Below are 12,614 nucleotides of genomic sequence, written 5' to 3' on the forward strand. Positions count from 1 at the left end.
AGTGCTATGTGCCTATCAGGACCAAAGAGGCAAAAAAGTAATGAGTGAACAAAGTGAAAGTGGGATTAAGGAGGAATTATGAAGGAAGTTGGTTTAAGCCGCGCCGATGTATCCGCTAAGGATAAAGCGAAAGGCTCAGGTCTTGTGGAGAGACTTAACGCTCAGGTAGCCGGCAGAAAGCTGGGAATTCTCTTGTCAATGGCAGCTTCAGCAATAACGCTGTTGACAATGCTTCCCCTGTTTAACTGGTTTAAGATCGTGAACGGCTATAAGCTTGTCAAGAAATTAAAGGTAGCAGCTGATGAAGTTGCAAAGCTTAAGGGCGGATATTCAGTATTTAACATGTTGTCTTTTGTACAGCATTCAGGAGCAGGTATCCTGGGACTCTTTGCAATGATGATGCTGATCCTGGCATGTGCATGTCTGTATTTCCAGATTGTATATATTGTAAAAGGTGCTCTGAACAAGACAGATAAAAAGGGCTACCTTGGTATCTACGGGGCCGGTGAAGCAGCAATGCTCTTTGGCGTATTGACAGGATGCGTAGCTCTGATCTTTGCAGCTTTTGCAAAGAAAAATCTTGGTCTTGAAGCTATCAGACCAACAGTCTTTGTATATCTTGTGATCGCAGTTTCTGTTATTGGTTATGTGATAGTGAAGAACATGCAGGTAGCTGAGAGAAGGATCTATCATGAGCATGGACTTCTGATGGAGATCAAGAAGAACTGGGTATTGTTCCTGATGCTGGTTCCCACCTTTGTATATTTCCTTATCAACAATTACCTTCCTATGGCAGGTGTTTACTACGCATTTACTCAGTTCAACTTCAGAGACGGACTTTGGGCAAGCCCTTTTGTAGGCTTCAAGAACTTTGAGTATCTTGTATCTGCAGATCTTTTCAGACTCACAAGAAATACAGTTCTCTACAACGTAGTATTTATCCTTCTTGGAAATGCGCTTCAGATTGTCTTTGCCATACTGGTAAGCCAGATAACCGTAAAGTGGTTCAAGAAGTCAGCACAGACTCTGATGTTTATGCCTTACTTCGTATCCTTCGTTATCCTGAAGGTTATCATTTACAACATCTTTGAGTATCAGTACGGTGTTATCAATACTCTGATCACTTCACTGGGCGGAGAGAGGATCGACTTTTACAACACACCTTTATACTGGCCCTTCCTGATCACAATCTTCTTTATCTGGAAGAATATCGGATACGGAATGGTTGTATATCTGGCTACTATCATGGGTATTGATGCAGAGCTTTATGATGCAGCCAAGGTTGACGGTGCTAATATATTCCAGCAGATCAGATTTATTACACTTCCTCAGCTCAAGCCTACATTTATCATTCTGCTCCTCTATGCACTGGGCGGTATCATGAAGGGTCAGTTCGAGCTCTTCTATCAGATGATCGGTAATAACGGCGTACTCTACAATATCACCGACATTCTGGATACCTATGTATACCGAATCGCAATGACACAGCCTCTGAGTATCGGTCTTGGTACCGCTGCAGGTCTGTATCAGTCAGTATTTGGCTTCGTTCTCATTGTAGTTACCAACTGGGTAGTTAAGAGAAAGAATGCCGAGTATGCATTGTTCTAAAGGGGGCGAATAATAATGAAGATCAAAAAGGGACCTGCGTCCATTATATTTAATATCATTTCATATACACTGCTTACTTTGGGATCTATTGGCTGTGTTATCCCTTTTATCATGATCCTCTCCGGATCATTTACAGATAACAAGACTATCCTTACCAAGGGTTACAGCCTTCTTCCCAGGGATGTTACCATAAGTGCTTATCAGACTATCTTTAAGGCACCTCAGGATATCCTTCAGGCATACAAGATGACATTTTTCTACACAGGTGTGGGAACTGCCATTGGTCTTATGATGATCACCATGACAGCATATGTTATCTCCAGAAAAGAGTTTAAGTACAGAAATACAGTTTCATTCCTTATCTACTTCACCAGCATCTTTGGAGGCGGTACTATTCCCTGGTATCTCATGTACTCCAGTGTACTGGGACTGAAGGGTTCAACACTGGCTATCTGGTTTCCGGCTCTTATGAGCCCTTTCCTGGTAATCCTGATGAGAACCTTTATCGTAGGAAGTGTGCCGGATGCTATTACAGAGTCTGCCAAGATTGACGGCGCCGGACATGTGACTATCTTCTCCAGGATCGTAATGCCTGTACTGGGCCCCGGACTTGCTACTATAGGTCTGTTCCTTGCACTTGGTTATTGGAATGACTGGTATCGTTCATCAATGTTTAGTACAGATTCAACCACATGGGAGCTTCAGTTCTACCTCTATGATCTGCTCAATGCTTCTACAGCTATCAAGCAGATGTCACAGAATATCGGTATCGTAACAGGAGATCTTCCCACTCAGTCAGTTAAGCTGGCAATGGCTGTTGTGTCAACAGGCCCTGTACTTTTGTTCTATCCTTTTGTACAGAAGTATTTCGTATCAGGTATCACTGTTGGTGCGGTTAAGGGTTGATGTATTATAGGGAACTTATTGCAAAGGCTTTTATGGCTCAAGGGAGCTTTAATAGCATATAAACTATTGTTTCGTTGATCAGAGACAACGAGAGAAAGGAAGGGTTATTATGAAAAACGGTAAGAAACTGTTGAGCCTGCTTATGGCAGGAACAATGGCTGCTGCTGCAGTTGGCTGCTCAGGATCTTCTAACGAGGATACCTATGCACCTGCAACAGAAGAGGCAGCTGAGGATGCAGCTGAGGATGCAGCTGAGGATGCTGCAGAAGAGGAAGCAGCAGACGAGACAGCAGACGAGGCTGAGGATGCAGGAGAGGCTGCAGAGGCACAGGAGCTTGATACTTCTGAGCATGTAGACCTTGTATTCTATGTTATGGGTGATGCTCCCGAAGATGAGCAGGTAGTAGAGGATGCTATCAATGAAAAGCTCAATGAGAAGCTGAACTGCTCCATCGATTTCCAGTTCTCCACATGGACAGATTTCCAGCAGAAGTACTCTCTGGAGCTGACAAGTGGCGGCGCTGATCTTATCTACGTTGCTAACTGGCTGAACTTCGGCAGACTTGCTAAGTCCGGTGCATTCCTTGAGCTGGATGATATTCTTGATACATACTGCACAGATCTGAGGGATCTCATCGGTGAAGAAAGACTGAACATGTGCTCTGTAGACGGTAGCGTATATGCTATTCCCAATACATGGCCCGAGTACGTATCATCCGGTATCACATATCGTGAAGATCTGAGAAAGCAGTTTGATCTGCCTGTTCCGGATTCTATCGAGAACTTTGAAGCTTACATGAAGGGCATAAAGGACAATATGCCTGATCAGCCTATCCTTGCAGCTACAACAGAAGAGAGCCAGGGTCTCCAGGTTGCTTTCGATGCTGCATGGGCACTGAACCTTAAGTATCCTTGGGTAACAATCAACGGACTTCCTTATGGTCTTGCTGCAAACTATGATACACCTGAAGATGTAACAGATTATTGGTTCTCAGATGATTTCGTAGAAGATATGAAGACCATGAAGAGATGGGCTGACTACGGATTCTGGTCAAAGTCTGCACTGTCTGATACTAACGATTCCGAAGCATACAAGAACGGTCTGTGCGTAGCTATCCCTCAGGGTCAGAACCCTGCTAAGTATGTTTCCGGCGTCAAGGATTTCGAAGATGCTGGACAGGGCTGGGAGACAGCTTACCTTGCATACGGCGAAGTTACAGGTGTTATCTATCCCGGACATGCTACTCAGAACGCAACATCTATCGTAAGAGGCTGCAAGAATCCTGAGAGAGCACTTGCTGTAGTACAGTACTTCATGACTGACGAAGAGATGAACAGACTGGTACAGTGCGGTATCGAGGGTACTCACTACACACTGGCTGATGGCGATCTCTACGAAGCAGTTCCTGATACAAAGTTTGCTTATGAAGGCTTCAGCACATGGAACCTGAGAAACGGCGACTTCAAGCTTATGACAGAGAACGATGCTCTTCAGAACGAGATGTTCGACAAGCTTGAGAAGATCGGTGAAAAGACCAAGTTCCCCAACACAGATATCTACTCCGGTTTCACAGAAGATTACGAAGCTTACTCTGCTGAGAGAACAGCTGTATCCAACGTTATGAGACAGTACCTTGCACCTCTTCAGGCTGGTCTTGTTGACGATGTTGATGCTGCAGTAGAAGAGTTCCGTACAAAGGTCACAGAGGCAGGTCTTGAGAAGGTTCGTGAAGGCTTCACTTCTCAGTGGATAGCATACTGCGATGAGTATGGATACAAATAAAGAATAGTTGTTTCAAGTTTTACCCACTTATAAATTGAGTCTAAATAACGGGCGACAGGCATTACTAAATTGTCGGTCGCCCTTGTTTTCACAATAAAAAAATAGTAGAATCGTCGATTAGAGGATGGATGTTATGGCTAAAGTAACAATTAAGGATATTGCAAAGGAAGCAGGTGTATCTATATCTACTGTTTCAAATGCTCTGAATGATGTTTCTGTAGTAAAAGAGGAGACAAGAAAAAGAATATTGGAAATAGCTGATAAGATGCATTATATTCCTGACTTAAACGGCAGAAATCTTAAGGCGAAATCTACAAAAGTGATCGGTCTTGTGACCAGATCATTAAAAGGACCTTATTTTGCCACTCTTGCAGATTTGATGTTCTGGGAATGTGTTAAATATGGTTATGAACTGAATATATTTGTGACTAATTCATCAAGAAGTGCTCTTACCACTATACTGGGTAACAGAGTAGATGGATCGGTCATTCTATCCAGTAGTATTGATGATAAGGGTGCCAAGAGGATATTGGACCAGGAAACACCTACCATATTCCTGGATCGTGAACTTAAAGGCCCCAAAGCCGCCAGTATACTGTTTGATTCCTATGCAGATGGAATGCTGGTTGCGGACACATTGCTAAAGAGAGGTGTCACGAGGTTTGCTATCATGAATGGTGCCTTTGACAACTACGATGCCCTTAACAGAAATAAGGGATTTTTGGAAAGGCTGAGATTAAACAATATCAGGATTGAGCCTGAATATGAGTTGTATGGTGCTTTTGACAGATCCATAGCCTGTGAAGCTATGAGCAGCTTCCTGAAGGAGGGTCTGGAAATACCTGAAGCTATATTTGCCGCTAACGACCTTAGTGCATTTGGATGTATAGATGCTCTGACTGCAAACGGATACCGCGTACCGGAAGACGTGATGGTCGTTGGTGTGGATGACGTTGAGATGTGTCAGTGGTACAGCCCCAAGCTGACTACTGTTAAGACAGGATATGAGAAGCAGGGAATCATGGCTGTGAAGAAACTCATAAAGATGATAAACGGTGAAGAAGAGGGCGACATAGTCAAGCTACACGGTCACCTTATCGAGAGAGAATCCACCAGATGAAGAAGTAGATGCATTTGAATAAATGCTCGCTTTGCGGACTTTTTCTCAAAAAATAACAACAGCACAAACTCTTTGAGTTTGTGCTGTTGTTATTTTTTGATTTGAGTGATATGTATCCGGTGATTATGTTGGTATATATAAGATAAATACGCTAATAATTGTATATGTATATTATTTAATCTAAAAAATGAATTTTATCTGTACGACCAAGAAGGTAGTCTACTGAGGTGTTATGAAAGTCAGCAAGCATTATCAGCGTTTCTGTCGGGATAGAGCGTTCACCATTTTCATAACGTGAATAAGTACGCTGTGAGACATGGAGATACGCTGCAACTGCTTCTTGTGTCAGATCCTTGTCTTCGCGGAGATTGCGTATCCGCTCATATTTCTTCATCAAATCAACCTCTTATCAAAATGATCTGTCAAAAAACTTCTGAGTTGAATTTCTGTAATAAGCTGTTAATTTGATTATATTCAGACCGAAGCGGACTATTGAGTTATAGACCAGATTGGTCTAAACTATAACAGATAGTTATACTATATCTAAAATCTATTGTTTTTTGCTTATCTAACACAACAAATGGAGGAGGGAATTAAATGATGAGTGAGCGTAAAGTTATTAGTTTATTATTTGCATTTATGAGCTGTTTGGGGGCGTTTTATAGTATTTTAACAATTTCCAATGATACAAATCGTTTATTTATTTTATATAACTATCAACTGCCTCTTAATGAACAAGAAGTATTTATTGTGACGGTTCTTATAATATCTTTGATAGTATTGTTCGGATTAATTATGACCTTTCTGGATGATCCAAAAGTAGTCATTCATTGAACACGAGTACTACTTATTATTTCCCTGATACAACGAATGAGTTATCTGTTGAAGAGCGTGTAAGACAACAGCTATATGGCCCGCAAACGAATACTTATTCTGAAATAGTCTATGATAGTGTTGCACAGGAATTGACTTTTAGTAGTTTTGAACCGCCCTTTCAAATTAAAACCACTGCAAAAATAATAAGCGAAAATGAATACAATAATCAGGAGTATTGTTTCTGCAGTAATTGTGGTAATAAGATCAAAAAAACAGCTAACTTCTGTAATAGATGCGGTTCTCCTAATGTTTCAGATTAATATATGGATGGAGGGATGATTATGAAACGTTTGATTTCTTTTGGCTTAGTTTTATCTATATGTTTTTCATTATTGATTCCATATGTAGATGTAAACGCATCAGAGATTGACATTGAATCACGATATGAGTTGATAAACGATGCTAACACTATGGATAATCTTGAAGGCATTGATGATATTTTTACTGAAGATGATGCCTGGTATGATAAGAGCATCGAAAATGAAGATATCTACTTGGGTGAAGAACTGAATGAAGATTTATTCGATACAGATGAAATAGAATTTTTTGAAGAAGATTGTGATATTAATTGTATTAGTAATGAATTAGAAGAAATACAATTCGATGGCAGATGTAGTGGTGGAGGAGATTTTTTTTACGTAATGGCGAATGTTTTTACGCCAAGAATGTCCGCTCCAGAAAAATCAAATACATATTATTATTCGAACAATCCATTCTATCAATCAGGATATGGAATGCCTAATTGTACTTGTTATGCTTTTGGTAGAGTATGGGAGATAACGGGGAATAAGCCGAGATTATCATTGGGAAATGCAAGTGGATGGTGGGATTATAACAAAAATAACGGATATTATACATACGGGCAATCACCGAAATTAGGTGCAGTTGCTTGTTGGAGTAGTGGGCATGTAGCTGTTGTTGAAAAAATAGAGAATAATACTATAACTTTGTCAGAATCAGCTTGGTCAGGAAGGCAAGCTGGATCTGAATGGGCAAACTTTTTTGTGACAGAATATAGTGATCCTCATGGTAAAAGGTATGTTAAATATCCTTCTGGACATGGTTATGTATTAAACAGTGGTTTTCAAGGATATATATATGCTTGCGGTGATATCAATACTGATACAATCAGCCCATCGATTACTGATATCAGAGTAGAAAATGTTAATTCACGTGGATATGATGTATCATGTATTGCCTCAGATAATGTTGGCGTTACAAGGGTAGCATTTCCAACATGGACAGATTTCAACGGTCAAGATGATTTGAAATGGCATGAAGGATCGTTAGTAAATGGAAGATGGACTTGTCATATTAGTACAGCTGATCACAACAACGAAAAAGGGGTTTACTATACACATATATACGTATATGATGCAGCTGGAAATAATGTATTTGGAGCTACTTTTGCTGAAGTACATGATCCAGTAGTAGCTGTTACTGGAGTTACTCTGGACACTACTAGTGTCACCCTGCGACCAAATGAATCAAAAAAGCTTAAAGCAACAATTACTCCTTCTAATGCTACTAATATGAGTGTGACATGGAAGAGTAGTAATACAAGTGTTGCTACTGTATCAAGTGGCGGAGTTATTACAGCCAAGAGCGCTGGAGCTGCTGATATAATAGCTGTAACGGTAGATGGAAATAAGACTGCAACTTGTAAAGTTACAGTTTTACAGGAATACACTGTGAGCTTTGATTCTCAAGGAGGCACAAGCGTTTCGTCAATAGGGCATTTGCTTGCTGGAGAAAAGATTACAGCTCCTGCTGATCCTACTAGGTTTGGCTATGAATTTGCTGGATGGTATAAGGAAAATAGCTGTATAAATAAATGGAACTTTGCCGCTGATACAGTCGCAAAGTCAATAACTCTGTATGCAAAGTGGATAGAAAACGAGTATTCTTTTTGCTTTGATGTTAATGGTGGGGTATCAGCCCCTGCCAATAAGAATAACATTCTATATAGTGAGAAGATTGGTGATATTTCAGATGCAAAGCCCTTGAAAGGAATGGTATTTGTATGCTGGAATACCAAGGCTGACGGAAAAGGAGTAGAGGTAACCAAGGCTTTAAGCCCTAAGGATATTCTTGCCTTGGGAGAAGGTAATTATACTATTTCAGACAATTTTATAACTATATATGCCATATATATGGAGCCTGTGCCCCTGGCAGATGAGGTTAAGGTAACATTTAATCCAAATGGTGGAAGCAGAGTCCCTGTACAGATTGTAAAAAAAGGTAAAAAAGCTGAAGAACCGGAGCAACCAGAGAAGAATGACCTTGTATTTGGTGGTTGGTATGTTGATGAAAACTTAGAAATCCCTTTTGATTTCTCATCACCTCTTTGGACTGATATAACTCTATACGCAAAATGGCTGAATGTATATACTGTCAGATTTATGGAAAGGGCTTATTATCTTGATCCTGAAACAAATTACCAGCTTGATGCAGTTCAAGTTATTCAAGGGGATAATGTAGACGAGCCTGAGAGTCCTTCGCTGAAGGGGTATGTATTTGAAGGTTGGTATACTGATCCGGAATACAATACTTTGTTTGATTTCTCTACTAAGATTAATCAGAATCTGAGTTTGTATGGAAAACTCAGACCGATTCAGTTTATCGTTAGATTTGACGCTAATGGTGGAAGCGGTATGATGAGAGATCAGGTACTTTCATATGATTCTTCAAGTGTGTTGTCTTCCAATAATTTTGTGAAGGACGGTTTCTTTTTCCTGAAATGGGCCGTTGAAAAGGTTCCGGATAATGCCGAAAATGGATCGTGGAATACAATAACAACATTTGAAGAAAACTCTGATTCCATAAGCACATACTGTGATGAAGATGGTGGAGTAGTAACTCTGTATGCTATATGGAGGCCTGAACCTGATTATATACTTCTGCAATACAATGATGATACTAACATCCTACATGATAACTGGATATTGGCATATGTAGGTCAAAAGCTTAACCAAAACAATGAAGAACTTTTTACTCCTCACTTGGAAGGAATGTATTTTGATGGATGGTATACAGAGAAGACCGGCGGAATTAAAATAGATCCGTCTGAAAAATATGATGGTAGTTATTCGAAGCTCTATGCTCATTGGTCAAGTATTGAGTACAAGGTTACTTTTCATTCCAATCTGGAAAGGGATACCAAAGTAACTAAAACATATAGAATCACAAATGCATCAACTCAGAAAATTTCGTTTGATTCTATTTTTGCCAACCTTAATATCTCCGACGATAAAAGAGCTTTATTCTGTGATTGGACATCCGGAAGTAATGATCTGTTCTCAGAGAATGAACTGACAGCTAAAAATATAATTAAAAAAGAGTATGTTCGCAGCGGTGACTCAGATAAAACTGTAGCTATAGATATCTATGCAAATTGGAACCCGTCTTATTCATATAAAGCCATATTTGTTGCAGGGGATAATGCTTCACAGTTAGGAGATGGAGGCAAATACGAGGTAGAGTTTATTCCTGAATACGGTTACGGCCATATAGAGAAGCTTGCAGCAGATGAAATCATCTACTTGACAGGTGATGAATTCGTCAATAATTCAAGAAATCTAATAGGCTGGAATTATAGTGTAAATGGCGGAGTGGAGAAAACAATAGGAGTTAATGCTTCACTTTCAAACCTTGGCGTGAAAGAGGGAGATGTTGTAATCTTCAGAGCTAGGTGGTCAAGCACTGAGAATGAATATAAGCTAAATCTTGTAACAAATGGAGGCAAGGTTAAAACAGGTGAACTGAGGAATAGATATAAGTACAATGATAACCCTGCATATTATCTTCCTCAAATGGAGAAAACTGGATATGTTTTTAAAGGGTGGTATTTGAATAACTATACATCAGTTCTGGAAAATGACACATATAATAGATTCAGATTTGTAACGGTTGGAAAAGAAGCAAATGTTATTGGTGCTCCTAATAGAGGCAGATCCGGAGATTTGACGCTATATGCAGTTTTTGAAAAAACAAAGTATTCTGTAAGTTTTAATAAGAATGGCGGGCAAATCACTAATATCGATGATTCTTTATATTCTTTATCTTATGATGAATCACTTGAACTAAAGGGAGTTTCATATAGTAAGCCTGGTTATAAATTCAAGAATTGGAAATATATTGATGATAACGGTCTTACAAAGACAATTGCTGCATCAGGATCAATAAAGAATCTTAGCGCTATTGGTAGAAACAACATTGTTTTGGAAGCTATCTGGGAGCCGCTTAGCTATACTATAAAGTATTCGCTAGGCTCTGGTGGTTCTATCAATAAAACGGCTATTAAGAGTTATAAGCCTGGAAATGATATAAGCCTCAGCAAACCTTCCAGAGTAGGCTATGAGTTCAGACGATGGAAGGTAACAATGAAAGATAAAAAAGCAGGAAGTATTACAGCTTCTTTATCATCAGATGGTTTGTTCTTAAAAGGCGAGAGCTATGGTAATATCATACTTACAGCTGAGTGGAAGGAGAAAAACAATTATAGATTTAGATTTATGAGTTCAGATGGAACAGATTTAAGTGATTTTTCATCTGTTACAGCTCCTGGGTATGGTTCAGTTTATGATTTTACAGATATTGCATGTGATATTTCAAAATCAGTCTATGCTGGAAATAGTCCTAAAATAAGCGTTAAAGGTTTTGCTCTTAAGGCAAAGAATAAAAATCCTAAGTATAAATTGAACCGTACATATAAGATGTCTGAAATAATTAAAAATGCTGGATCTGCAATGGACGGAAATATCATTACTCTATATGTAATTACCGAACCTCAGAAGCTGTTCTACTCTTTTGAGAACGGTGCTACAGGAGAGAAAAAGACTGTTAGTTATTCTATTTCGTCTGGAGCTACAGTTAAGGCGCCTGCCGTAAAAGGATATGATTTTGTTAATTGGGAAGTTACAGGAGGAAACATAAATACTGACTATAGTATTAACAAGAATATCTTGAAGATAAAAAAAGGTTGTAAGATTGATTCTTTTAATATTAAAGCAGTATATCAGGTCAATACATATAAGATATTGTTGCTTCCAAATGCGTCTGTTGTTTTTGAAAAAGGATTAAACAGGCAGGTTAGTAGCCAAGGAATATATTACAAGAACTCTGCGGATGTGTCTTACGATTCGATGAGAGATCTTTATGATTCGAATGTAGAGTGGGTTAGAGAAGGATATACTTTTTCCGGATTTGCGCTCAAAAAGAATGCTAAGCCTCAAAATACATTATCAAAAGAAGGAGGGCTGATAGCAAAAAATAGAGTTGTGAAGCTTTATGCTGTATGGAAGGCAAATGAGTATAGTATTAGCGTAGGAGCTCCAAAAGTTGAAGGACACACTACGGACTATGCTATAAAATATAATACTCCAAAGATTGCAGGGAAAGTTACATTTGGAAAAACTATATCGCTTCCATCAAAGGTGTCTTCTGAAGGTTTTAGGTTTAAAGGATGGCTTTGTGATGGGGCTACGGACGTAAAAACTAATAAGTCTGGATACGTGACAAAAATTGGTCCGAAGAATACTGGGAATATTACGCTGATACCGGTGTTTAGTGAGAATAGTTACTCTGTTCAGATTAACCCTAATGGCGGTGTTATCAACGGAAGTAAAAATGTTCTTGTATTAGGACAGTATTGGTATTCACAGAATGTGCTTTCAGATCTAAACAGAGCAATGGGAGGAGATGTATTTAGCGATATTACTCAGATTGAAGCAACTAGAAATGGATATAGAGCCAAAGGCATTGCATTAAGTGCTAACGGAAAAAGTAGTATATACAATCCTAAATATATAATACGTAACACTGCAGATAAGGTATCCGGCCTTGCTCGCCTATCGTCCATAAACAAATCCAAGGTGACGATATATATTATATGGGAGAAGGTAAGTACTCCTGAAAAGGTGGTTATAAGGCCTACATTAAATAATGGAGTACTAAAAAGCAATATAAGCGATCATTATCTATATCAAGCTCAGTATTCTTCAGACCCAACATTTATTAATGTTAGCACCCTCTCTGAATGACTTTTAGTTGATACCTTTGATTGTCGCTGGATTGATTGATATACTGTCAATCAGTCTGTAGAAAGGAAGATTCCGAAAGGAGGTCCCCTAGCAAGCGACAATCCCTTCGGAATCCATGGTTTAAAACCATGGTAAGCGTATCAAAATATACAAAAACTTTCAATGAGAAATTGGGTGTTTTTTATTGAAAGTGAAGAAGAATGTATCTGTCCGGAATGTAAGAGTGGTCTGAAATACAGGGATAAGGTCCTAAGAATCCAGCGTTATCGTGATTCTGAAC

8 protein-coding genes are annotated in these 12,614 nt (G+C 39.2%); 7 read left to right on the forward strand and 1 reads right to left on the reverse strand.

The window, feature by feature from the left end:
* Positions 1 to 78: 78 nt before the first annotated feature.
* The 4 genes from G636_RS20925 to G636_RS0113425 all read left to right on the forward strand — a co-directional run bounded on the left by G636_RS20925 (position 79) and on the right by G636_RS0113425 (position 5,417).
* Positions 79 to 1,608 (forward strand): ABC transporter permease, encoded by a 1,530-nt coding sequence (locus G636_RS20925; RefSeq protein ID WP_242826975.1) that lies wholly within the window; start codon positions 79 to 81, stop codon positions 1,606 to 1,608.
* Positions 1,609 to 1,623: 15 nt separating this feature from the next.
* Positions 1,624 to 2,514: a carbohydrate ABC transporter permease gene (locus G636_RS0113415; RefSeq protein WP_026508474.1), complete on the forward strand. Its 891-nt coding sequence runs from the start codon at positions 1,624 to 1,626 to the stop codon at positions 2,512 to 2,514.
* Positions 2,515 to 2,623: 109 nt separating this feature from the next.
* Complete coding sequence (locus G636_RS18625; protein ID WP_051227031.1) at positions 2,624 to 4,297, forward strand: DUF3502 domain-containing protein; 1,674 nt, start codon at positions 2,624 to 2,626, stop codon at positions 4,295 to 4,297.
* Positions 4,298 to 4,430: 133 nt separating this feature from the next.
* Positions 4,431 to 5,417 (forward strand): LacI family DNA-binding transcriptional regulator, encoded by a 987-nt coding sequence (locus tag G636_RS0113425; protein WP_026508475.1) that lies wholly within the window; start codon positions 4,431 to 4,433, stop codon positions 5,415 to 5,417.
* Positions 5,418 to 5,592: 175 nt separating this feature from the next.
* Here G636_RS0113425 and G636_RS0113430 read toward each other — a convergent pair whose 3' ends face one another.
* Positions 5,593 to 5,811, reverse strand: coding sequence for a helix-turn-helix domain-containing protein (locus G636_RS0113430; RefSeq protein ID WP_035779710.1), 219 nt, complete (start codon positions 5,809 to 5,811; stop codon positions 5,593 to 5,595).
* A 203-nt stretch (positions 5,812 to 6,014) separates the two neighbouring features.
* Here G636_RS0113430 and G636_RS0113435 point away from each other — a divergent pair, with 203 nt between their 5' ends.
* The 3 genes from G636_RS0113435 to G636_RS20930 all read left to right on the forward strand — a co-directional run bounded on the left by G636_RS0113435 (position 6,015) and on the right by G636_RS20930 (position 12,334).
* Entirely contained in the window at positions 6,015 to 6,251 is a 237-nt protein-coding gene (locus G636_RS0113435) for a hypothetical protein (protein WP_026508477.1), read from the forward strand.
* 131 nt (positions 6,252 to 6,382) lie between these two features.
* Positions 6,383 to 6,553: a zinc-ribbon domain-containing protein gene (locus G636_RS21300; RefSeq protein ID WP_442855995.1), complete on the forward strand. Its 171-nt coding sequence runs from the start codon at positions 6,383 to 6,385 to the stop codon at positions 6,551 to 6,553.
* Between the two features lie 21 nt (positions 6,554 to 6,574).
* Positions 6,575 to 12,334, forward strand: coding sequence for an InlB B-repeat-containing protein (locus G636_RS20930; RefSeq protein WP_051227032.1), 5,760 nt, complete (start codon positions 6,575 to 6,577; stop codon positions 12,332 to 12,334).
* The last annotated feature ends 280 nt before the right edge of the window (positions 12,335 to 12,614 follow it).

This window comes from Butyrivibrio sp. MC2013 (genome assembly GCF_000424585.1).
Lineage (GTDB): Bacteria > Bacillota > Clostridia > Lachnospirales > Lachnospiraceae > Butyrivibrio.

Bases quoted from the DNA above. Each gene is read 5' to 3' on its own strand.
- G636_RS0113430 (WP_035779710.1), bottom strand. From the start codon at position 5,811: ATGAAGAAATATGAGCGGATACGCAATCTCCGCGAAGACAAGGATCTG.
- G636_RS20925 (WP_242826975.1), top strand. From the start codon at position 79: ATGAAGGAAGTTGGTTTAAGCCGCGCCGATGTATCCGCTAAGGATAAA.
- G636_RS0113435 (WP_026508477.1), top strand. From the start codon at position 6,015: ATGATGAGTGAGCGTAAAGTTATTAGTTTATTATTTGCATTTATGAGC.
- G636_RS0113415 (WP_026508474.1), top strand. From the start codon at position 1,624: ATGAAGATCAAAAAGGGACCTGCGTCCATTATATTTAATATCATTTCA.
- G636_RS0113425 (WP_026508475.1), top strand. From the start codon at position 4,431: ATGGCTAAAGTAACAATTAAGGATATTGCAAAGGAAGCAGGTGTATCT.
- G636_RS18625 (WP_051227031.1), top strand. From the start codon at position 2,624: ATGAAAAACGGTAAGAAACTGTTGAGCCTGCTTATGGCAGGAACAATG.
- G636_RS20930 (WP_051227032.1), top strand. From the start codon at position 6,575: ATGAAACGTTTGATTTCTTTTGGCTTAGTTTTATCTATATGTTTTTCA.